Here is a 21,906-nt window from a genome sequence, read left to right as displayed (position 1 = left end):
CCCCGCGATTCACTCAGGGGCCTATCGTATGGGCCGGACCAACCGGAGAGGGGGCCCGCATGCCGTCGAGGCAGGACCAGTTGCATTCCTACCAGTTCATGGTCCAGCGGGTGGTGGGCGCGCTGGTGATGCGGGAGACCGATCCCGCGCAGTCTCCGTTCCGCCGGGCGGCCGGCGCGACCCTGGCCAGCCTGCTGATCGCGCTGATCGGCATCGGCGGCTCGGTGGTCTACGGCGTCTTCGTCGGCGGCGGCGCGACGAAGTGGAAGGACTCCTCGGTCGTCATCGTCGAGAAGGAGTCCGGCGCCCAGTACGTCTACGTCGACAACACCCTGCACCCGGTGCTCAACTACACCTCCGCGCTGCTCATCGTCGGCCAGGTGCCGAAGACGGTGTCGGTGTCGCGCAAGTCGCTGGAGGGCCAGCCGCGCGGCGTGACGCTCGGCATCCGCGACCTGCCGGAGTCGCTGGCCCCGCACAACCGGCTGGTCTCCGGCGGCTGGACGATCTGCTCCCAGCCGCGCGCCGGCGGCGGCGGTGCCGCCCAGCCACAGTCGACATTGCTGGTCGGCAGGACCGCGCCCGGTGGCCGGGAGCTGGGCGACGAGGGTCTGCTGGCGGAGCACCCCAACGGGCAGCTCTTCCTGATCTGGCACAACCGCCGGCACCTGATCGAGAATCCGGACCTGGTGGTCAGCGCCCTCACCTGGGGCAGCCAGCGGCGGGTGCCGGTGGCTCCGGCCCTGCTCAACGCGCTGCCCGCCGGGACGAACCTGGGCGAGATCCGGATCCCCGACGCGGGCGAGCCGTCCGACGCGGTGGAGGGTGCGAAGATCGGCGAGGTCTTCCTGGTCGAGCGGCAGGGCGGCGGCGGCCAGTACGCGGTCGCGAAGCGCGACGGCCTCTACAACATCACCGAGGTGCAGGCCAACATCCTGCTGACCAGCGATGTCGTGAAGCAGGGCGACGAGACCAAGCTCACCCAGGGCCAGTACGGCGCGATGCCGAAGAAGGGCGACCTGGTGCCCGGCAACGACGCGGCGGCACCGGCGGAGACCCCGGAGATGGCTTCCGCGGAGGGCGGCGTGGTCTGCGGCGACGTGCCGGACGACCGTGGGGTGCAGGACATCCGGGTCGGTGCCGACATGTCCGGGATCGCCGCCCCGCCCGCCACCTCCGCCCAGTCGCCCCGGGGCGGGACGCTCGCCGACCAGGTGGTGCTGGAACCGGGGCGCGGAGTGGTGGTCGAGGCCGCCGCCGCGCCGGGTGCGACCGGCGGTGCCATCTCGGTCGTCACCGACCAGGGGCGGCGGCATCCGGTCACCAGCGGCGAGGTGCTGAACAACCTCGGCTACGGCGCCGTCAAGCGGGTACGGATGCCGAGCATCCTGGTCACGCTGATTCCCGACGGGCCGGCGCTGGACCCGGAGAAGGCCCGCGACCGGGCCGGCGTGCAATAGGGCGAGCGGCGAAACGCCATGGTGCGGCACAATGTCGGTGACCGTCGGTAGCCGGAGGTCTGGTTCGTCGTGGTACGGCGCTGTCCACAGAGTGGCCGGCAGGGGTATCCAAGCCTTGCCTCGGCCCGCTACCGTCGGCTACGGAAGTAATTTGCCGAACTGTGCCGCGACCCGACCGGGACGCGGACACGAGCCGGGAAGTCCACAGTGGGTTTCTCCGGTAGACGACGAGTTAAGGGAGCGGGGTGACTTCGGGGGTGTCCCAGACGCAGGCAGAAGCCGCGGTGATGGAACAGACCGCCACGAAGTTCGAGTCGGTCGACCAGTCGCTGCAGAGCATGCTGAGCGGCCTCATGGGCCAGCTCGAGGTGTTGCAGAGCGCGTGGCGCGGTGCTGGTGGCCGCTCCTTCGAGCAGGTCAAGCAGCAGTGGGCGCAGAACCAGGAGCAGATCCACCGTGCGCTGCGCGAGACCGCAACTGCGATCCGTACCTCCGGCCAGCAGTACGACGCGTCCGACACCGAGGCGTCGAGCCGGATGAACGCCACCAACGCCGGCGGCATGACGCTGCCGCTCTGATTCGACCGGGGAGGGAAGATCCGATGAGTGACGGCCTTCTTGTCGTCAATTTCGCCGCGTTGCAGCAGGCTGGCGCGGACATCCAGAAGGCGCTGAACACGCTCGACTCGCAGCTCGACCAGCTGGAGTCGGACGCGGCGCCGCTCGTCAACACCTGGGAGGGTGAGGCGCAGCAGGCGTACTACCAGCGCCAGACGAAGTGGCGTCAGGGTGCGCAGGAGATGTCCAACATGCTGCGTGACATCAAGATGGCGCTGGACGAGTCCGCCGCGGACTACCTCAGCACCGAGAAGAAGAACACCGGGCTGTTCCAGCCCTGACGCACGACCCAGACTGCCCCGGGCTGCCGCGTGATCCGTACGCGCCACACCCGGGGCATCTGCTTGCCCGGCCTCAGGACCGGCGCGGTGCAGCTTCGCGGAGCTTCGGCGACGGTGGTGGGGCGGGGATGCCCCACCGAGAGACCGCCGGCAGCGCGCCGAGGCACCGCCGGCAGCGCGCCGGGGGGCCGCCGACAGCGCGCCGGGGAGGCCGGTCAGGGCTGTGAGGTCGGCCCGGCGGGACGCCAGCCGCGGCGCATTCCCCGGGGAAGCACCACGGCGAGCAGCAGCGCCATCAGCGCCACGGTGCCGGCAAGACCGGCCACCCAGAGCGCTCGCTCCTGGGCCACCGAACGCCGCTGCGCCTGGGCCACCTCCGCCGGGTCGACCTGGTGCGGCGGCAGCCCGGCGGCCTCGGGGCGTCGGGCCGGCGCCGCCGTGTCGGTGACCGCCCGGTACGGGTTGAGCAGCCCGGCCCCGTACGCGTTCCGGTCCGAGCCGGGCACCGGGTCGGCGGCGGCGATCAGGCGCTGCGCCACCTGCCGCGCGTCCAGCTCGGGGTGGTACTGCCGGATCAGTGCCGCGGTGGCGGTCACGAACGGGGTGGCGTAACTGGTGCCGTTGTCCAGCACGTGCCCACGCTCCGGCGCGGCGACCACCACGCCGCCGCCCGGGGCGACCAGGTCGACGTAGTCGCCGCGCTGGGAGAACTGCGAGACGGCACCGTCCTCACCTACCGAGCCCACCCCGATCACCCCGTCGTACGACGTCGGGAACGGGCGGGGGTTCTTGTCCTGGTTGAGGTTGCCGGCGGCGGCGACGATCACGACGTCCTTCCGCACGGCGTACTCGACCGCCGCCCGGAGCGCCGGGTTGTCGGAGTAGTACACGACGGAGAGGTTGATTACGTCCGCCCCGTTGTCGACCGCCCAGCGGATCGACTGGGCAAATGTACCGACGGTGACGCTGTCGCCCGATTCCTTGCCCTCGATGACTTTTTGCTCGCTCACCCGGATCGGAAGGATCTTGGCGTCGGGTGCGAAGCCCCGGAACGGGGTCCCCTCCCGGGGAGCAGCCGCGATGATGCTGGCCACCCCGGTGCCGTGCCGGGCGCAGTCGCGCTTGCCGTTCTGGTCCGAGCCGAGGAAGTCACGCCCGCGCAGCACCCGTCCCCGCATCTGCGGGTGCGTGTCGTCGACACCCGAGTCGATCACCGCCACCGTCACGCCGGCTCCGGTGGCGAGCGGCGCAAGCCGCTCCGGGGCGTACCGCTGTTGCGCCCACGGCAGCGTGGTGATGGGCTGGGCGGGTGGGGTGTTGTCGTCACAGCCCGGCAGGGCCCGCTGGGCGACCGGCGGCCCGAGCGGCGCCGCGACGGCCGGACCGGCGGCGATCGGTGGGGCCATCAGCACCGTGACGGTGGCCGCCATCGTGAGTCGTATCCTCCGGCCAGGCATCGGTCGCCTCCGAAATCCGTTCGGTCCGCCATCGGGTGCGGATCGATCGGTTCGGACCCGCGCACCGGATGCTATCGGGGGATCGTCGTCGAGGGCATCCACCGCCAGCCAACCATTGTCATCCGGTCCCCACCTTGTAGGTTGTACGCGACGCTTGTGGCCTGTTCGGCGAGAGGGAGGTGGCCGTGACCGAATGGGAGCCGGCCACCGAGACCGAGGCCGCGATGCGGGACGCACTCCGCGCGGGCGACCAGGAACTCTACTTCCGCATTCTCGCCCGCACCGATCTGCTGCTGCCGGTCTCCGCGGAGGCGCTCGCCGGCCGCGCACCGATGGGCTGGGGCACCTGGACCACCGGCGGTCGCACTCACGTACTCGCATTCACGTCCACCGCCGCCCTGCGCGCGTGTCTCGCCGAGAACGCCGGATCGACCCGCCGGGCGGCCTATCCCGAACTGGCCACCGGCTGGCCGAACCCCGAGTGGTGGCTCGCGGTGAATCCGGGCCTGCCGATCGAGGGTTATCTGCCCGCCTGGTTCGTCTCCCAACTCTCCCGTGGCGACGTACGGCTACCCGGCCGCAGCATGGGCGCCCGCGCCCGGCTGGAGCAGGTCGAGCGGGCCGCCCGGGCCCGGGCGACGGCCGCCGTGCCGCGCCGCCCGCCCGACGGGCCGCCGAGGGCGGAGCCGGAGGTGGCCGGCCCGTTCCGCGCGGTGGAGCCGGACGGGCTGCCGTTCCGGCCGACCGACCGGGACGCGCTTCCGCCGCGACCGACCGACCCGGACGCGCTCCCGCTGCGACCGGCCGACCGGGACGGGCTGCCGGCGCGGTCGCCCGGCAGGTCGCGCGAGGTCGTCGACCCGTTCCGTTCGGTGGAGGCCGAGTCGTTCCGCCCGGCGGAACCGGAGCCGGGGCGCCCGTTCCGGCCGGCCGAGCCGGCCCGGAACCCGGCCGAGGTGTTCCAGTCGGTGGATTCAACGGCCGGATACCCGTCCCCGTCGTCGTTCCCGGCCCCGTCGTCCGAGCGGCCACGGGAGACCGTGCAGCTGTCCCGGGGGATCGTCGAACTGTCGGGGGAGACCGTTGACCTGTCGCGGGAGGCCGTACGGCTGTCCCCGCCGATCGAGGGCACGGTCGGACCGGCTCCGGCGGCACCGCCGGGCAGCGACCCGGCACCGTTCCCGCCCTCCCCGGCACCGCCTCCGGAACCGTCTCAGGTCCAGCCGCCCGGCACCCCCGCCACCGTCCCGGTGATCGCGCCGACGCCGGCCGGGAGCGGACCGGGTGGAGACTTCGGCAGCCAGATCTCGGCGGACACCTCGGCGGGCTGGATGACACCGGCGAGCGCGATCCGACCCACCTCGTCGGGCGCCGCGAACGGCAGCTCGGCCGGCCCGAATTCGTCGGTCGGCCCGAATTCGTCAGTCGGCCCGTCGCCGGTCGCTGCGCCCGGGAACGGGACGGTCGGGCCGTCCCCGGGAAGTGCGTCGGTCGAGGCGCCGCCGGCCTGGAACCGGCCCACCGACCCGGAGGCCGACCGGGTCATCGGGCCGGTGCAGGGCCAGGCACCGGAGGAGCGGCCGGTCGAGGAGCGGCCGGTCTTCGCACAGGCGCCGCCGTCGGACCTTCCAGCTCCGGAGGTCTGGACCCCGCCGCCAGTCGAGCTGTCCGAGCCGTCGCTGTTCACCCCCGCCGCCCGCAGCCCGGCCGACGAGCCCGGCCAGTCGTTTCCCGACGGGTCGTTCGGGCCGGAGTCCCCGGTGGCGGACTCGCCGTCCACCGAGAGGCTCGACACCGCGCGGACGCAGACCCGGCGGTTCGGCAGCGGCCCGTCCGTCAGCGAGCGATTCTCCGCCGGTCGGTCGGCGCGGGGGCAGGCCACCATTGGTCCGTCCGGCGACGCGGCGGATCCGTCCAGCGCGGCGGATCCGTCCGGCAGCGCCGTTCCGTCACCGAGCGAGTCGTTCGCGGTCGCTCCCGGGACCACCCAGCAGTTCACCCCCGGCCCTGAGGTCACCGAGCAGTTCGCCGCCGGCCCGTCCAGCGGTGGACAGTTCGTCGCCAGCCCTCAGGTCACCCAGCGGTTCGCCAGCGGCGCCCAGGTCGCCGACCGGTTCGGCAGCGGCCCGTCGACCGCCGGACAGGTCAGCCCGACAGCGGCCCCCGCCGAGACTGTTCCGGCCGGGCCGGTCGACAACCGGCCGCCCGACGCCGGCCCGGACACGACGCTGTCCGTCGGCACCGAGCCGCGGCATCCCGCCGGTACGGAGCTGCGGGATCCCGCCGGCACGGCGCTGCGGCAGCCCGTCGGCACCGAATCGCGGCAGCCCCTCGGCACTGCACCGCCGTATTCCGTCGGGGCCGAGTCGCCGCGTGTCGCCGGTACCGAGTCGCCGCGGCTCGGCGGCGCCGGATCCGGCGTCGCCGAAGGTGTCCAGCCGCAGGCGGTCACCGACCCGGTTCCCGCCCGACGACTTCCGACGGAGTTCACACCCGCCAACGAGGTCGAGCGGAGCCTGCTCGACGCGGCCGGCGACGGCAGTACCGACACGTTCCTCTCCACCCTGCTGCTCGCCCGGGTACTGCTGCCGGTGGCGTACAACTCGGCGTCGGGGAGCCGGCCCGGCGAGGAGGGCTTCGAGTGGCGTACCGAGCTGCTGGACGGGGAGCGCTACGTCGTGGTGTTCACCTCGGCGGAGCGACTCGGTGACCACCTGCCCGAGACGATCGACACGATCGAGGTCAAGTTCGCCCAGCTGATCCGGCGGTGGCCGGACGAGAACTACTCGTTCGCGGTCAACCCGGGCACGCCGGTCGGGGCGAAACTGCCGGGCGGGCAGATCGTCGCGCTGGCGAACTGGGCCGCCGAGGTGGGTCTCGGAGACGACACCGGGGAGCCGGCGGCACAGGATCCGGCCGAGGAGGAGGCGCCCCGGTCGACGTACGCGCCGGATCGGGAGGACCCGGGGCGGCCGACGATGATGCAGAAGACCATCGCGCCGAGCCAGCTCTCCTACTATCTCGACCGTGGCTACGACCGAATCTCCGGATTCGTGCACCGGGCCTCCGAGGTCGCACACCTGCGTACTCCGGCGAAGCTCTACGCCGCGCTCGGCCTCAACCATCCCGGTTCGCCCTTCGAGCGGGACGCCGGGGAGATCTACGTGCTCCGCTGGCCGGCGTACCGGCCCAGCCTCTACCGGATCCCCTACGGCGGGCAGAACGAGGCTGCCATGCGGGCGATGGAGGGCTGGGTGATCGAGCGTCCCCCGTTCCGGGGCAACGGGTTCGCGCCGGGCGAGAGCAGCGACGTGGTGGCCGAGTTCAAAGTGGACAGTGTACGACTGCCGCACGGCGCGCAGTTGCACCGGATCGGGGCCGACGGCAGCGAGCGGCTGGTGGCGACGCTGGACTGTGACGTACCCGTCTGGCGCCGGGCCGAGGAGGACTGATGCGCGACGGTTACGTCGCCCAGTGGCGCGGCCGGGAATACGATGCCAGCCCGGCAGGCGACGAGGTACGCCTCTACCAGGCCGAACCGGGCGAGGGCTTCGAGGAGGTCCGCCCCGGGCGGTACGTCCGGGTGGTGGCCGCGGCCGAGGTCGGCGAACTGGTCTACGTCCGCACCAGGTGCTCCTGGCAGGGCCAGCCGTTCATCGTGCTCGCCCAGCACGACAACTGGCTGCGGGTGGAGTACACCGGCGGGCGCTGGCCGGTCGCCGAGGCGATGGGGCTGGAGGCGTTCGACTTCGGGGTCTACCAGGGCTGGGCGCCGGCCGCCGAGGTCACCGACCTGCGCGAGAACCGGGCCTGACGCCGGCTGTCCCCGCTCACCGGCTGTCCCCGCTCGACGGCCGAGCCGGGGCCGGTCACGACTTGGCCCAGCGCAGCACCTCGCCCAGCACCAGGTCGGTCGCCTCGACGTGCGGGAAGTGGCCGACGCCGTCGAGCAGCCGCCACTCGTACGGAGCCACCACATACCGGCTGGAGCCCTGGGCGGTACGCGGCAGCGATGCCTCGTCAAGCGCGCCGTGCAGTTGCAGGGTCGGGGTGACCAGCGGCTTCTGCATCAGCTTGACGAACCGGTAGCCGTGCAGCCGCAGTACCGACCGGAACGCCCAGCGGTAGCCCTCCATGGCGCAGAAGGCGGCCTGTGGGATGCGCATCGCGTCCCGGCAGCGCGTCGCGTAGTCGGCGAAGCCGGGGCTGTCGACCCAGCGCGGCCCACCCCAGCGTTGCAGGAAATAGCCGACCAGCGCCGCGTCGTCCCGGGTCAGCACGTGCTCGTACCGGGGGATCTGGAATTTGAGCGTCGGGGTGGCCGCCGCGAACTGGCCGCGCGGGTCGGCGAAGATCCCGGCGCGCAGCCGCAGCGGGTGCGGTGCGGCGAGCACCACCAGCCGGCGTACCAGGCTCGGGTGGAACGAGGCGGCGGTCCAGCCGATCAGGCCACCGGCTCCCGAGCCGACCAGTACGGCCGAGCGTTCGCCGAGAGCCCGGATCAGTCCGGCGACGTCGGCGGCGAGGGTGTAGCCGTCGTACCCCCGGGGCGGCTTGTCGCTCGCGCCGTAACCGCGCAGGTCGACCGCGACCGCCCGGTAGCCGGCGTCGGCGACCGCCGGCAGCATCTCGTGCCAGGCCCACCAGAACTCGGGGAAGCCGTGCAGGAACAGCACCAGCGGCCCGCTGCCGGCCTCGACGACGTGGAACCGGCTGCCGTTGGCGCCGACGAAGCGGTGCGTCCACGGCCCGTCCACCAGCACGCAGGACTCGTCGACCATCGAGCTGCGGCCGGCGCCGCGCTCGCTCATTCCGGCCCGCCCGTGGCGGATCCGGCGGCAGCCGTCCGCGACTTCCGCTCGGCGGCGTCCCGGGTGTGCGGCTGCTTCCGCTCGGCGGCGTACCGGATGTCGGGCCGGTGCCGGTTGCGCTCGCCGCGCCGCTCCTCGCTGACCTGGCCGGTTCGCTGCGTCATGCCCACAGCCTAGGGCCAGCGGCCCCGGACGGAACCGGCGCGATCCGAGGAACAGGGGACCGCCCGGGTAGTCCCGGGCAGGTTCCGGGAATCCCGGACAGGGCCGAATAACGCCGGTGACGCCGATCGGGCGGCCCGTTAGCGTGCTGGGATGACCTCCGACCATCGGCTCGACCACGCCGACGACGACCTGCCGGTGCCGCTGATCCGGGTGCAGGGCACCCCCACCGAGTGCGGCCTCGGGTACGGTGCGGCGGCCCGCGACCTGATCGGCGCCAACCTGGAGTTCTACCTGCGCCGGTTCCGCGCGGAGGGCGGGCTGGACGAGGTGGCGGTCGCCGCCGCCGGGCGGGCCTTCCGGGAGGCGACCCGGCGGCACCATCCCCGGGTCGCCGAGCTGCTGGACGGGGTCGCCGAGGGCGCCGGGGCCCGGGTCGAGCAGATCTACGCGCTGAACGCCCGTACCGAGCTGATCTACGGCCGGCACCGGGAGGGCGGTGCGGAGTCGCCGCCGGACGCCGGTGCCGGCGGGTGTACGACGGTCGGGGTGCTCGGTACGCACACCGGCAACGGTCACCTGCTGCTCGGGCAGAACTGGGACTGGCACCCCGACCAGCGTGACGTGATGCTGCTGCTGTGCACCCGGGACGAGCAGGGGCTGACCGTGCTGACCCTGACCGAGGCGGGGATGGTCGCCAAGACCGGGCTGAACTCGGCCGGGGTCGGCGTCTGTGTGAACATGCTCGGCTGTGACCGGGACGGACTGCCCGGTCCCGGTGTCGAGCCGGGCGTGCCGTACCACGTGTTGCTGCGGGCGGTGCTGGAGGCGGACAGCCTCTCCGAGGCGCTGAAGGCCGCCTTCCGGGGCACCCGGAACAGCTCGATCAACCTGCTGCTCGGCCAGGCGGCGGAGGCCGGCGGCGAGCTGATCGACCTGGAGCTGGTGCCCGGGGACGCCGGCTGGCTGCATCCGGTGGACGGGTTTCTCACGCACGCCAACCACCTGGAGACGGCGTTGCCGGTCTACGACACGATCAAGGACTGGGGCGGTTCGTCGCTGTTCCGGTCGGCGCGGGCCAGGCGGTTGCTGGCGCCGAGAGCGGCCGAGGGCAAGGTCGGCGAGGCGGACCTCGCAGCGCTCTTCCAGGACCATGCCAGTGCGCCGCAGGCCATCTGCCGGCACGTCGACGAGCGGATGCCGCGGGCCGAGCACTCCGAGACGGTCTACTCGGTGCTGCTGGACCTGGACGACCGCCGGCTCGGCATCGCGGCCGGTCCGCCCTGCGGCCACCGGTACGGCTGGCGCGACCTGGCCACCCTCTGACCGCAGCACCCCGGACGGCAGCGCGCCGCTCGGCTGTCCGGACGGCGGTCGCCGGGAACGCGAGCGGGGCCGGAGGCGCGCTGTGCGCCTCCGGCCCCGACGGTACGCCGGATCAGCGGATCAGTTGCTGACCTTGATGATCGCCAGGTCACTGATCAGGCGGTTCTCCAACAGAAGCTCGATCTTGGTGCCGGTGCCGGCAACCTTGACCGAGTTCATCGGGTTCTGCGCCGACCAGTAGCGGTTCGGGTCCGAGTCGTTGAAGACCGTCACCGGGTTCAGCTTCGGCACCGTGGTCGCCACCCCGTTGAGGTGGAACGTCTGCGCCGGCTTGGCGAACCGGCTGAACGTGGCGTCGAAGCTGCTGCGCCGGTTGGTGATGTTGCCGACCCCGGGCACCGTGATCGGGCCGGGCCGGACGTCGACCGGCAGGTTCAGGCCGAAGCCCGGGTGGGTGATCGTGTTGTTGTCGCTGTACGCGTGGTTCACGTACCAGACCAGCAGGCCCTGGTGGTTGGAGAACCGCTCCACGAAGTCCGGCTTGCTGTTCTGCCAACCGAAGTTGTACGGCCCGGTCTTGAGGACCTTGTCGTACCCGTAGTAGGTCCGGTACTCCGCGATGTAGTAGTGCGGAACCACCTCGGTCGTGCTGCCGGAGAACCGGCTGAACCCGCGTGCCGTCCACGCCGGGTCGACCGTCTCGGCGCCGTCGGTCCAGACCGCCGCCCCGTCGACGACCAGTGCGATGTTGTCCAGGAAGGCTCCGTCGAAGAAGACCCCACCGTCGCTCTGGAAGCGGTAGCGGAACTGTACGGTCTGCCCGGCGTACGCCGACAGGTCGTAGGCCAGGTCGACCCACTCGTCCTCGGTCGAGCCGTCGATGCCGGTCTCGCCCTCGTCGACCAGAGCGTTGGTCAGCGGGGTCCAGGTCGAGCCGTTGTTGGTGGACACCTCCGCGTAGAGGTAGTCGTAGTCCTCCTCGATCTCGTACTGGGCCTTCGCCGTGATGGTGGCGGTGCTGGCCCCGCTGAGGTCGAGGGTCCGGGTGAGCGTGTTGTTCAGGTCGTCACCCGTGCCGGACCACCACTCGTAGTCACCCGCGAACGGGGTGTTGTATTCGGTGGTCACCTCCTGGTCGGGCAGGTTCACCACGACCGCCTGGGCCAGACCGTCGGTGTCGCCGGCCGCCCCGAGGGTGGCGAAGGTGGTGCCGCTGTCCGACTCCACGGTGGAGTAGTTCAGCCAGCCGAGGAAGAGCTTCGAGTACGGGTCCATGTAACCCGGGGTGGAGCCGATGTCCTGCTTGCCGTGGTTCAGCCAGGAGCCGGAGGCCATGACGCTCCAGAACCCGACACCGTTGTCGCCACCTGCCGTGTCGTAGTAGTCCGGCAGGCCGAGGTCGTGGCCGTACTCGTGGGCGAAGACGCCCAGGCCGCCGTTCTCCGGCTCAGTGGTGTAGTCGCGGATCCACAGGCCGGTGTTCCCGATCTGCACGCCGCCGGCCTTGTTGTTCTCCGGCCCCGCGCTGCCCTGAAGGTTCGGGAAGGCCGCCCAGCGGTGCGACCAGATCGCGTCCGCGCCCTGGGCACCCCCGCCGGCCTCTTCGCCCTCACCGGCGTGCACCGCCTGGAAGTGGTCGACGTAGCCGTCGGGCTCGTTGAAGTCGCCGTCACCGTCGTAGTCGTACCGGTCCCAGACGTCGAACTGGGCGAGGTAGGACTTGATCTGCTCGGGGGTCTTGCCGGCAGCGACCTGCGACTCGTACCACGAGGTGGCGGTGTCCTTGACGAAGTTCCAGTAGCCGTCGGACTCCGGGATCTCGTTGCTGCCGTACCGGGCCTCGTTGAACGGGACCTTCACCCAGTCGCTGACGTCGCCGCCGACCGTGTAACGGCCGCCCGACTGCTTCAGGTAGAAGTCGGCCATCGACTCCTTGCCCTTGGCGTACATCAGGTCGAGGTACGACTGCCGGTCGAAGTCGGACTTCCAGATGGTGCTGTTGTCGTCCGTCGCCCCGCCGTCGTACACCCGGTCGGGCTGCGGAATCTGGTTGTGCAACGGGCCGTCGGTGCCGCCGGTGCGGGGGTCCTTCTGGTTCCCGAACTCCACCAGGATGCTGAAGATCGGGTCGGTTTTCGGGGGTTGCTGGTACTCGACGAACCGGTCGGCCTTGATCTGGATGACCTTCGACCCGTTGCGGGTCTGCAGCTTGGCCTTGCCGGACAGCAGCGCGGCGATCGCCTCCTGGCGAACCTGCTGGTGCTGCTCGGCTAGCGGGTCGGGCAGGTTGTCGGCCCGGTGGGCCGCACCCTGGGGCTCCCGGTCCACCGGGGCTGGTGCCGACGGAGCGGCGTACGCCGGCGCGGAAAATGCGCTGGCGGCCAACAGCGTGGCCGTGGCACCCGCCAGGCCCGCCGTGACTCGTCTCCTCAAAGGTCCTCCTCCTTTGTGGAAGTGTTACAGGACAGGCCGGCTCTTGGCGGGCACTGTCATCAGACGCGACCATCACCATTGCAGATCGGTCGGACCCTGTCACGGGTCGGAGACGGCTCGTTCGGGTGGTCGGATCTACGTCTAATCAGGGCGAAAGCATTCTAACGGTTACCTATTTTCGGACATTGGAATGTCACGATTCGGCCACGGCAGGAACCCCGGTCTTCGGTGCCACGTCCGCTAGCCGCACCGCCGGCCGACAACCGGGTGCGGGAGGCTGCGGCCGGGCCGACGCGTACCCCCTGACCAGCCCTTCCGTCCCCGGCCCGGACGGCGACGGGCGGACCCGCAGCGGGTCCGCCCATCGATCGTGATGTGGCAGGTGCGGTCCGCGACCGCCCGGTCTCAGTCCTCGTCAGACTTGCCGGAACGCATCCCGGACGAGATCAGGTCCATCACCGAGGAGTCCTGCAACGTGGTGACGTCACCCAGCGAGCGGTTCTCGGCCACGTCGCGCAGCAACCGGCGCATGATCTTCCCGGACCGGGTCTTCGGCAGCTCCGGCACCAGCATGATCTGCCGGGGCTTGGCGATCGGGCCGAGGGTCTTCGAGACGTGCTCGCGCAGTTCGGCGATGAGCGCCTCGCCCGCGTCGCCCTCGGTGTCGACCGAGCCACGCGGAATGGTGAAGGCGACGATCGCCTGCCCGGTGGTCGGGTCGGTCGCGCCGACCACCGCCGCCTCGGCGACCGACGGGTGCGAGACCAGTGCCGACTCCACCTCGGTGGTGGAGATGTTGTGCCCCGACACCAGCATCACGTCGTCGACCCGGCCGAGCAGCCACAGGTCGCCGTCGTCGTCCTTCTTCGCACCGTCACCGGCGAAGTAGAGCCCGTCGAAGCGGGACCAGTAGGTGTCGACGAACCTCTCGTCGTCACCCCAGATGGTGCGCAGCATCGACGGCCACGGCTCGCTGAGCACCAGGAAACCGCCACCGCCGTTCGGCACCGGGTTGGCCTGGTCGTCCACCACGTCGGCGCTGATCCCCGGCAGCGGGCGCATCGCACTGCCCGGCTTGGTCGAGGTCACCCCCGGCAGCGGCGAGATCATGATCGCCCCGGTCTCGGTCTGCCACCAGGTGTCGACGACCGGGCACTCGCCCCGACCGATGTTCTCCCGGTACCAGATCCACGCCTCGGGGTTGATCGGCTCGCCGACGCTGCCGAGCAGCCGCAGCGAGGAGAGGTCGTACTGCTTCGGGAACTCGTCGCCCCACTTCATCATGGTGCGGATCAGGGTCGGGGCGGTGTAGAGGATCGTCACCTTGTGCTTCTGCACCAGCTCCCAGAAGCGGCCCTTGTGCGGAGTGTCCGGGGTCCCCTCGTACATCAGCTGGGTGGCGCCGTTGGCGAGCGGGCCGTACACGATGTAGGAGTGCCCGGTCACCCAGCCGATGTCGGCGGTGCACCAGTAGACGTCCGTCTCCGGCTTCAGGTCGAATACCGCGTGGTGGGTGTACGCCACCTGGGTCAGGTAGCCGCCGGAGGTGTGCAGGATGCCCTTCGGCTTCGCCGTCGTGCCGCTGGTGTAGAGAATGAAGAGCGGGTGCTCGGCGTCGAACGCCTCGGCGGTGTGCTCGGTCGAGGCGGTCTCGACCGACTCGTGCCACCACACGTCCTTGTCGCCGTTCCAGGCCACCTCCTGCCCGGTACGCCGGACCACGAGCACCCGCTCGATCGTCGGGCACTTGGCGACCGCGTCGTCGACCGTCGGCTTCAGCGCCGACGGCTTGCCCCGGCGGAAGCCGCCGTCGGCGGTGATCACCACCTTGGCGCTGGCATCCTGGATCCGGTTGGTCAGCGCGTCGGCGGAGAAGCCGCCGAAGACCACGCTGTGGGTGGCGCCGATCCGGGCGCAGGCGAGCATCGCGACCGCCGCCTCCGGGATCATCGGCAGGTAGATCGCCACCCGGTCACCGGCGGTGACCCCGAGGTCGGTCAGCGCGTTCGCCGCCTGGCTGGTCATGGCCAGCAGGTCGGCGTAGGTGATGGTGCGGGTGTCGCCGGGCTCGCCCTCCCAGTGGATCGCCACCCGGTCGCCGTGCCCGGCGGCGACGTGCCGGTCCAGGCAGTTGTAGGCGACGTTCAGCTTCCCGCCGACGAACCACTTGGCGAACGGCGGGTTGGACCAGTCGAGGATCTGGCCCCACTCCTGCGCCCAGTCCAGCCGGCCCGCCTGGCGTGCCCAGAACGCCAACCGGTCCCCGGCCGCCTCGTCGTAGGCGTCCGCGGTCACGTTGGCGGCGGCGGCAAGCTCGGCCGGCGGCGGGAACTGCCGGGTCTCCTGCAACAGGTTTGCCAGAGTCTCGCTCATGTGGGTGGCTCCTCAGGCGTCGCGTCAGGGTCGTTCGCTAGGAGGTTAATCGGGCCTGGTAGCCGGGGCGAGGGGTCCGCCCGACTCGCGCCGGTCAACGCGCCGAATGGCCGCGTCCCGGCGCTCGCCGGTCACCCGTACGGCGGCCGGCTGGCTGGTTGGCGTGCTTTCCGGCGCTCGGCGCCGGGGGCGAACCGGCCGGCAACTACGGTTGACAGCATGGCCGCCGACCCGCTCGCCCCGCTGCTGGACCTCGCCGACGTCGCGCCGGCCGTCGGCCGGGCGCGCGAGCGGGTCGACCAGGCGCTGCGACACCGCGCGCTGCGCCGGCAGGGCGGCCAGGTCGCGGCCGAGGTCAGCCTGCGGTCCGCGGTCGCCAGTGCTGCCCTGGAGGGGTACGCCCACGAACGCGAGGCGGTCCGCGCCGGCACCGTCACCGATCCGGTACTCCAGGGTGCCCTCCGGGCCGCCGGAGCACTGCCCGGCCTGGCCGACCTGTGGCCGAAGGCGCCCCGGCAGGTGCTGGCCCGGCTGCACACCCTGGCCGCCCGGGGGGTGGTGTCGGAGGAGGCGCTCGGCCGGCCCGCCCCGGATCCCGATCCCGGCTCCGGCTCCGGCTCCGGCTCTGGCGGCGGGGCGTCCGGGGTGCCGGCCGCGCTCGGTGCCCGGCTGGACGGGCTGGCCGGACTGGTCGCCGGCGGGACGTCGGTGTCGCCGGTGGTGCTGGCTGCCGTCGTACACGGGGAACTACTGGCGCTGCGGCCCTTCGCCGGCCCGTCCGGGGTGGTGGCCCGCGCCGCCGCCCGGTTGACCCTGATCTCGACCGGGTTCGACCCGCGTGGCCTGATCGCGGTGGAACTGGGGCACCTGGAACGCGAGCCGGAGTACGTGGGCGCGGCCGGCGCCTTCGCCACCGGTACGCCGGACGGTCTCCGCTCCTGGCTGCGGCACTACGCCACGGCGGTGGAGATCGGCGCGGACCGGCTGACCGGAATCGGCGACGAGATTGGCTGACCCGCAGTTTCAGGAGGTGGTGGCGCGGGCCCGGCGGTGCCGGCCGTACCAGGCGATGCCGATGGCGACGCCGACGCCGACCCCGATGGCCGCCGCCGCGACCGGCACGGCGGGACGCTCCCGCAGCCGGCGACCGAGCGGCACCGGATGCCGGAACTCCAGCACCGGCCAACCGTTCTCCATGGCGAGCTTACGCAGCGCCCGGTCCGGGTTGACCACGCTCGGATGGCCGACACACTCGAGCAGCGGACGGTCGCTGACCGAGTCGGAGTAGGCGTACGAGGCGGAGAGGTCGTAGCCGCGTTCCTCGGCCAGCTCGCCGACGGCGTCGACCTTGCTCGGGCCGGCCGCGTAGAACTCCACCTCGCCGCTGTACCGCCCGTCCACCACCGTCATCCGGGTGGCGATCACGTCGGCGACGCCGAGGAGTTCGCCGATCGGCCGGACCATCTCCTCACCGGAGGCGGAGACGAGTACGACGTCCCGGCCGGCCGCCTGGTGCTCCTCGATAAGGGCGGCCGCCTCGGCGTACACGTATGGGTTGATCAGCTCGTGCAGCGTCTCGGCGACGATCTGCCGGACCTGCTCCACCGGCCAGCCCTTGCAGAGCGCCGCCAGGTAGTCCCGGGTACGCGCCATCGTCTGCTCGTCGGTCCCACCCAGCCGGAACATGAGCTGGGCGTACGCCGACTTGACCACGTCGCGGCGGGTGATCAGCCCGTCCCGGTAGAACGGACGACCGAACGCCAACGCGCTCGACTTGGCGATGACGGTCTTGTCCAGATCGAAGAAAGCGGCGCTTCGGCCCACGGCGCGAAAGTCTAGCCGGATGGTCTATGGTCAGCGGGTGCGCGGGGTCGCCTTTGGCACCTGCCGACCGGTTCACCCCTGATCGGCCGATCAGCCCCAGGGTGATCACGGTCACAGCTCACGGGCCGACTTTCGCAGGGAGTGGAAGTTAACGCCACTCGACGTATACGGGTCGACTCAGGCATGCTTGTAGTTACGACACACTTTCATATCCTCTGTGCTCGGTAGACCTCGGCGGTCGCACCCCCCGTGACCGCCGGGTGGGTTCGGCTCGACCCCCCCGGAGCCGAACCCCAGACGACCCCCGTCTCCCCCCGACGGGGGTCGTCGCTTTACCGGGTGAAGCGCGTTCACGCTGGTCATGGCAGGTGTGCCCCGGCGTCCGCCCCGCTTCCGAGGAGCCTCCGGAGGCTCGAAAGTCAGCAGATCGTCAGCGAAGGTCCGGCGGACCCGGTCGGCATAGTCGTCCGGAGTGTGGGTGTACCGGTTGAGCGTGGTCGACGCCTGCTCATGTCCCATCACCCGCTGCACGAGGTTGACCGGGACGCCGTCGGTGACCAGCCATGTCGCGTACGAGTGCCGTAGGTCGTGGGTGCGCCGTGAGGCGCTGAGGTTCGAGTGGGGGTGAGAGACCTTCGCCGCTGTCCTGTCGCAGCAGGGTGGTGGAGCTGGGGGCAGCCTGGTCCGGGTGGTGCCGGGGAGGGTGGGAGCAGCCCTGACAATGCCGGGACGGGCCAGTACTACCAGATGGTTCGGGGTCGGCTAGCGGGTCGGAGAGGAGTACGCGAGGAACCGGCGTGTGACACCCCCTTGATCAGGCGCCAGCTCGAATCTGGTGGATGTGGGCTGGAAGCGGTGCGCACCGGTCCGCCTTGTGGTGGGTGGGGAACTCCCGTGGTGGTGGGCATGAGCTGCCAGGGAGGCTGCGGGGAAGGTCTGCGGCGTACCCGTAGCGATGCCCGCAGGGGCATAGTCGGGCTCCTCCTTCGACGAGCGAACCTCAGTGAACACGGGAACCGTCGTGGATCTCGCCCTCTCCGCCGTATCCAGCGGGCGGTCAGGGCTGGGCGCATCGACCGCCGATCGGTCCGGGACGGGGCGGAGCCGCCGTAGTACTCCGAGCCGGGGAAAGCCCGCGCGCATGGGGGAAGGGCGGCAGCGGTTTCGAGAAGGGCCGGACGCTGCAATGCCGGAAGATGCGTCGCCGAATGGTGGTGCTCCTGGACCGGGCCTGGTCGGGCCGTGGTCGAGGGTATCGGAGATGCAGGCCAAGCTTCACCGTTGGGCGGTGGCCGATGCTGGCCGCCGGTTCGATGACCTGTTCAACTTCGTGTACGACCCGGCCACGCTGATCGTGGCGTTCAGCCGGGTCGCGGGAAACCAAGGCGCGCGCACGCCCGGGGTGGACGGCTGGACCGTGGCCGACATCGAGGAGATCGTGGGCGTGCCCGGATTCCTGGACGATCTGCGAGCCGCCGTCAAGGACGGCTCGTTCGGCCGCTGCCGGTGCGGGAACGCAAGATCCCGAAACCCGGCGGGGCGGGCAAGGTCCGCAAGCTCGGGATACCGACCATCGCGGACCGGGTCGTGCAGGCGGCGCTGAAACTGGTACTGGAGCCGATCTTCGAGGCCGACTTTGCGCCGGCCTCCTACGGGTTCCGGCCCAAACGGCGTGCTCATGACGCGATCGCTGAGATCCATCACTTCGGCACCCGCGGCTATCGTTGGGTGCTCGACGCTGATATCGAGGCGTGCTTCGATTCGATCTCGCACACCGCCTTGATGGATCGGGTGCGGGCGCGGGTCAAGGACAAACGCGTCCTGGCGCTGGTCAAGGCGTTCCTCAAGGCCGGGGTCCTTACCGAACTGGGTGAGCGGCAGGACACCACGACCGGCACACCGCAAGGCGGCATCCTCTCCCCGTTACTGGCTAACATCGCTTTGTCCGCGCTCGGTGAGCACGTGACGCAGCCATGGCAGCCGGGCGGGCCGATGTCGACTGCGGGTAAACGCGGTTACCGGCACACCAAGGGACGGCCGACGTGGCGGATTGTCCGTTACGCCGACGATTTCGTGATCTTGGTGCACGGGACGCGTGAGCACACCGAAGCGCTACGCGAAGACGTCGCCGCCGTGCTGGTGCCGCTGGGTTTGCGTCTCTCCGAGGCCAAGACCCAGATCGTGCACATCAGCGACGGGTTCGACTTCCTCGGCTTCCGCATCCGGTGGAAACGCAAGAGGGGTACGAACAAGTGGTACGTCTACACCTTCATCGCTGCCCGGCCGTTGTTCACGGTGAAGGTGAAGATCCGTGCCCTGACACACAAGACATCGCAGTGAAGCCTCGCATCGGTGCTGACCAAGCTCGGTCAGCTCATGCGCGGCTGGGCCAACTACTTCAAACACGCCGTGGCGAAATGGACCTTCAGCAAGCTGGACGCCTTCACCTGGTGGAGACTCGCCCATATGCTGCGGGCCCGGCACGGCTGGAACTGGGTCAGCTCCGCCGTCACCTACGCGGCCCTGACGGGCGGTGACGGATCGCGGCGGACGGGGTCGAGTACTACCGGATCTCCTTGGGTGTGACGGTCTCCCGCTACACCTACCGGGGCAACAAGATCCCCGCCCCATGGCCCACCACGAACCCCGCCTGACGGCAGCAACCGTGGAGAGCCCGTTGCCGAGAAATCGGCACGGCGGGTTCGGCGAGCGGTCCGGGGAAACGGACCGGTGGCAACACCGGAACCGCGCCCCGGGCCGACTCAACAACCGCAGCCGCCCACTGCGTTCTGCGCCACGTGCGCCACCGCCGCCTGCTCGGTGGTGAACTCTGCGGAGACGGTCATCCCATCGTGATCCGGCCACCGCGATGATCAACCCCAGGGCGTCCACCGCCAGGCCCCGCTTACGGCCTGGGACCTTCTTCGCGGCGTCTTTGCCGGTCGTGGTCGCGGGGATGTGGTTGGCCGCCCGGATCGACTGGGTGTCCAGCACGACCGCGTTCGGGTCTTCGCGGCGGCCTCGTTCGGGAGGTGCCCGCGGGCGCGGACGGCCTTGCGGATGCGGGCGTTGACGCTCTCGATCGCGTCCGTGGAGCAGATGACCTTGCGGATCATCTCCACTTCGAAGGCCACGAACGGCACGAACTCGGCCCAGGCGTTCTCCGGACTGCGCAGCGATGACGAGTCAGGCGCCTGCCGTTCCCGCAGTCGTGCGGAGGAAGGTGCCGACCTGGTCGATCGCGGTCGCGGCCTCGGGCAGGAAGGTCCAGAAGAGGTGGAAGTCGTGGGTGGGCACCGGGAAGATCGATGTTGTGACCGGTACTCCGAAGCTTGTGGCGTGTTGTGCGAGCAGCGTGGCTTCCTGGAATACGGCGTCACCCGAGGCGGCGTGGATGAGCAGCGGCGGTAGCCCGGTCAGATCGGCTCGCAGCGGATCTACGAGCGGGTCGTCGATCGGGTGGCCGTCGAGATAGGCGTCGGCAAGCAACTTGGCCGTTTCGGGGAGAAAGACGAGTGGCGAGTCCTGGGGTGGTCGGTGTGTGCGGCCGGTCAGATCGACCCATGGACACAACAGTGCGGCAGCAGCGGGTAGCGCCATGCCTCGGTCGCGCAGCGTGAGCAACGTCGAGAGGGTGAGCCCACCGGCGGAGGAGTCGCCGACGAGGGCGATCCGGCCGGGATCGAGTCCGCCGTCCAGCAGCCATCGGTACGCGTTCATGGCGTCCTCGACGGCACTGGGGTACGGGTGTTCGGGCGCCAGGCGGTAGTCGATGGCCACGGCCGGCATGCCGGCCGATGCCGCGATCGCGCCCACCAGATGGCGGTAGCCGAATGCGGAACCGGTGACGTAGCCACCGCCGTGCAGAAACAGGATTGCGGCGTCGGACGCGTGCGGTGCCGCAAGCCGTAACGCCGGTACGCCGCCGGCGATGATCGCGGTGACGGCAACCTCGGCCGGTGGCGTGAAGCGGCCGTGTAGTTCCTCGGTGATGGAACGGAGTCGGTCGAGGTCGCCGATGTCCGCGGTTGCGTCAACCCATGGCTGCCAGATGCTGGTCATACGGGCGGTCAGCTCGCCGCCGACTGCGCGGGTTGCGGCGATCGCCTCGTCCGCATCGGCCAGCAGAACGCGGGCGCGGGTCAGCAGTGCCTCACCGGCCAGGGTGAGTTCGACGCGCTGGGTCGAACGCCGGAACAGCTCGCATCCGATGAGCCGCTCCAGGCTGCGGATCTGGCGACTGAGCGCGGGCTGGGACAGGAACAGTCGCTGCGCGGCACGGCTGAAGTTCAGCTCGTCCGCGACCGCGACGAACGAGCGCAGGTGGCGCAGCTCGACGGTCTCCGCCGCGGGCGCCGCGATGTCGGCCATGATCCCAATTCTTGCGTACCGACCGGTCCGGCGCGATGCGTTCCGCGCATAGATGTTGTGCGCGATCGGTCTTTCCCCCCGGCGGCTGACCACTGCGAGGCTGAACGCGTTGGCCAGCACCGAAGGGAGTACCACCGTGGCGTCACAGAGTCGCAGGGTCGTCGGCAACATCTTGCTGTCGCTGGACGGCCGGGTGTCCGGGCCAGGCGGCCCGTTCGACATGAGCTGGATCGCCCGGCATGCGACCACCCAGGTGTCGCGCGACCACGTGCTGCGGGTCAGCGCGGCGGCCACCACGGCGTTGATGGGTCGCAGGACCTACGAGGGGTTCGCCGGCTTCTGGCCGGCGGTCGCCGCCGACGAGACCGCCGACCCGAGCGATCGCGAGTTCTCGCGGTGGCTCAACGCGGTCGAGAAGGTCGTCATCTCCACCACCGTCGGCGCAGGATCGTGGCACAACACGCGGATCACCGCTGACAACCCGGCCACGGTCGTCACGCGGCTGCGGGAGCGGGGCAGCGGCGACATCGTGGTGTTGGCCAGCGCTAACATCATCCGGGCCCTGCTGGCGGCCGGTGAGCTCGACCAGCTGTCGATCACGCTGTGCCCGGAACTGATCGGCGGCGGTGCCTGCCTGTTCGACGACACTCCCGCCGGCTCGTCGTGGTCACTCACCGAGGCGACACCAACGCCGAGCGGCGCGATATGCCTGCGCTACGACCGGCGCCTCGCAACGTCCGACCGAGCGCGGGCGACCTTCATTGCAACCCCGTCAGGGCACGACCGCTGAC

At 70.9% G+C, this 21,906-nt stretch carries 18 protein-coding genes and 2 pseudogenes; 10 read left to right on the top strand and 10 right to left on the bottom strand.

Going from position 1 to position 21,906, the window contains the following annotated elements; genetic code table 11:
- Positions 1-59: 59 nt before the first annotated feature.
- The 3 genes from eccB to O7626_RS32110 all read left to right on the top strand — a co-directional run bounded on the left by eccB (position 60) and on the right by O7626_RS32110 (position 2,358).
- Entirely contained in the window at positions 60-1,460 is a 1,401-nt protein-coding gene (gene eccB, locus O7626_RS32120) for a type VII secretion protein EccB (protein WP_278064756.1), read from the top strand.
- A 257-nt stretch (positions 1,461-1,717) separates the two neighbouring features.
- Complete coding sequence (locus O7626_RS32115) at positions 1,718-2,038, top strand: WXG100 family type VII secretion target (RefSeq protein ID WP_278064755.1); 321 nt, start codon at positions 1,718-1,720, stop codon at positions 2,036-2,038.
- A gap of 23 nt (positions 2,039-2,061) precedes the next feature.
- The gene (locus O7626_RS32110) at positions 2,062-2,358 is read left to right on the top strand and encodes a WXG100 family type VII secretion target (protein WP_278064754.1); all 297 of its coding nucleotides are present in this window, start codon (positions 2,062-2,064) and stop codon (positions 2,356-2,358) included.
- A 215-nt stretch (positions 2,359-2,573) separates the two neighbouring features.
- On the opposite strand, the gene mycP is transcribed toward O7626_RS32110, so the two are convergent.
- Positions 2,574-3,788 (bottom strand): type VII secretion-associated serine protease mycosin, encoded by a 1,215-nt coding sequence (mycP, locus tag O7626_RS32105; protein WP_278064753.1) that lies wholly within the window; start codon positions 3,786-3,788, stop codon positions 2,574-2,576.
- Positions 3,789-4,000: 212 nt separating this feature from the next.
- Here mycP and O7626_RS32100 point away from each other — a divergent pair, with 212 nt between their 5' ends.
- Both O7626_RS32100 and O7626_RS32095 read left to right on the top strand, forming a co-directional pair.
- On the top strand, positions 4,001-7,267 hold the full coding sequence (locus O7626_RS32100; RefSeq protein ID WP_278064752.1) for an SseB family protein: 3,267 nt from the start codon (positions 4,001-4,003) through the stop codon (positions 7,265-7,267).
- Positions 7,264-7,629 carry a hypothetical protein gene (locus O7626_RS32095; RefSeq protein WP_278066414.1) on the top strand — a complete coding sequence of 122 codons (366 nt, stop codon included), beginning with the start codon at positions 7,264-7,266 and terminating at the stop codon, positions 7,627-7,629. Before O7626_RS32100 ends, O7626_RS32095 begins: the two co-directional genes overlap by 4 nt.
- Before the next feature lie 55 nt (positions 7,630-7,684).
- Here the strand turns inward: O7626_RS32095 and O7626_RS32090 are convergent, their stop codons facing one another.
- On the bottom strand, positions 7,685-8,626 hold the full coding sequence (locus O7626_RS32090) for an alpha/beta hydrolase (RefSeq protein WP_278064751.1): 942 nt from the start codon (positions 8,624-8,626) through the stop codon (positions 7,685-7,687).
- The gene (locus O7626_RS32085) at positions 8,623-8,790 is read right to left on the bottom strand and encodes a hypothetical protein (RefSeq protein WP_278064750.1); all 168 of its coding nucleotides are present in this window, start codon (positions 8,788-8,790) and stop codon (positions 8,623-8,625) included. The genes O7626_RS32090 and O7626_RS32085 overlap by 4 nt, the downstream gene beginning before the upstream one ends.
- 151 nt (positions 8,791-8,941) lie before the next feature.
- On the opposite strand from O7626_RS32085, the gene O7626_RS32080 reads away from it, so the two are divergent.
- Positions 8,942-10,114, top strand: a complete 1,173-nt coding sequence (locus tag O7626_RS32080) for a C45 family peptidase (protein ID WP_278064749.1) — start codon at positions 8,942-8,944, stop codon at positions 10,112-10,114.
- Between the two features lie 120 nt (positions 10,115-10,234).
- Here O7626_RS32080 and O7626_RS32075 read toward each other — a convergent pair whose 3' ends face one another.
- Both O7626_RS32075 and acs read right to left on the bottom strand, forming a co-directional pair.
- Entirely contained in the window at positions 10,235-12,547 is a 2,313-nt protein-coding gene (locus O7626_RS32075; protein WP_278064748.1) for an immune inhibitor A domain-containing protein, read from the bottom strand.
- A 405-nt stretch (positions 12,548-12,952) separates the two neighbouring features.
- Positions 12,953-14,920, bottom strand: coding sequence for an acetate--CoA ligase (acs, locus tag O7626_RS32070; protein WP_278064747.1), 1,968 nt, complete (start codon positions 14,918-14,920; stop codon positions 12,953-12,955).
- Positions 14,921-15,139: 219 nt separating this feature from the next.
- On the opposite strand from acs, the gene O7626_RS32065 reads away from it, so the two are divergent.
- Positions 15,140-15,934, top strand: a complete 795-nt coding sequence (locus O7626_RS32065; protein ID WP_278064746.1) for an oxidoreductase — start codon at positions 15,140-15,142, stop codon at positions 15,932-15,934.
- 9 nt (positions 15,935-15,943) lie between these two features.
- On the opposite strand, the gene O7626_RS32060 is transcribed toward O7626_RS32065, so the two are convergent.
- Together O7626_RS32060 and O7626_RS32055 are read right to left on the bottom strand one after the other, a co-directional pair.
- On the bottom strand, positions 15,944-16,744 hold the full coding sequence (locus O7626_RS32060; RefSeq protein ID WP_278064745.1) for an HAD-IB family hydrolase: 801 nt from the start codon (positions 16,742-16,744) through the stop codon (positions 15,944-15,946).
- Between the two features lie 177 nt (positions 16,745-16,921).
- Positions 16,922-17,305 carry a hypothetical protein gene (locus O7626_RS32055; protein ID WP_278066413.1) on the bottom strand — a complete coding sequence of 128 codons (384 nt, stop codon included), beginning with the start codon at positions 17,303-17,305 and terminating at the stop codon, positions 16,922-16,924.
- Between the two features lie 945 nt (positions 17,306-18,250).
- Between O7626_RS32055 and O7626_RS32050 the strand changes: the two genes are divergently transcribed.
- Positions 18,251-19,084, top strand: coding sequence for a reverse transcriptase domain-containing protein (locus O7626_RS32050; RefSeq protein ID WP_278064744.1), 834 nt, complete (start codon positions 18,251-18,253; stop codon positions 19,082-19,084).
- A gap of 12 nt (positions 19,085-19,096) precedes the next feature.
- Positions 19,097-19,330 carry a group II intron maturase-specific domain-containing protein gene (locus O7626_RS32045; RefSeq protein WP_278064743.1) on the top strand — a complete coding sequence of 78 codons (234 nt, stop codon included), beginning with the start codon at positions 19,097-19,099 and terminating at the stop codon, positions 19,328-19,330.
- Positions 19,331-19,606: 276 nt separating this feature from the next.
- Here the strand turns inward: O7626_RS32045 and O7626_RS41615 are convergent.
- From O7626_RS41615 to O7626_RS32035, 3 genes and pseudogenes are all read right to left on the bottom strand, one after another.
- Positions 19,607-19,765 (bottom strand): annotated as a pseudogene (locus O7626_RS41615) (IS5/IS1182 family transposase); the annotation flags it as partial.
- Positions 19,756-19,908 (bottom strand): annotated as a pseudogene (locus O7626_RS41610) (transposase); the annotation flags it as partial. The pseudogenes O7626_RS41615 and O7626_RS41610, both read right to left, overlap by 10 nt.
- A gap of 22 nt (positions 19,909-19,930) precedes the next feature.
- Complete coding sequence (locus O7626_RS32035; RefSeq protein ID WP_278064742.1) at positions 19,931-21,115, bottom strand: alpha/beta hydrolase fold domain-containing protein; 1,185 nt, start codon at positions 21,113-21,115, stop codon at positions 19,931-19,933.
- A 136-nt stretch (positions 21,116-21,251) separates the two neighbouring features.
- Here O7626_RS32035 and O7626_RS32030 point away from each other — a divergent pair, with 136 nt between their 5' ends.
- Positions 21,252-21,905: a dihydrofolate reductase family protein gene (locus O7626_RS32030; protein WP_278064741.1), complete on the top strand. Its 654-nt coding sequence runs from the start codon at positions 21,252-21,254 to the stop codon at positions 21,903-21,905.
- Position 21,906: the final 1 nt, after the last annotated feature.

It is taken from the genome of Micromonospora sp. WMMD1102 (assembly GCF_029626265.1).
GTDB lineage: Bacteria > Actinomycetota > Actinomycetes > Mycobacteriales > Micromonosporaceae > Plantactinospora.
This window is presented reverse-complemented; position numbering and strand designations above follow the sequence as displayed.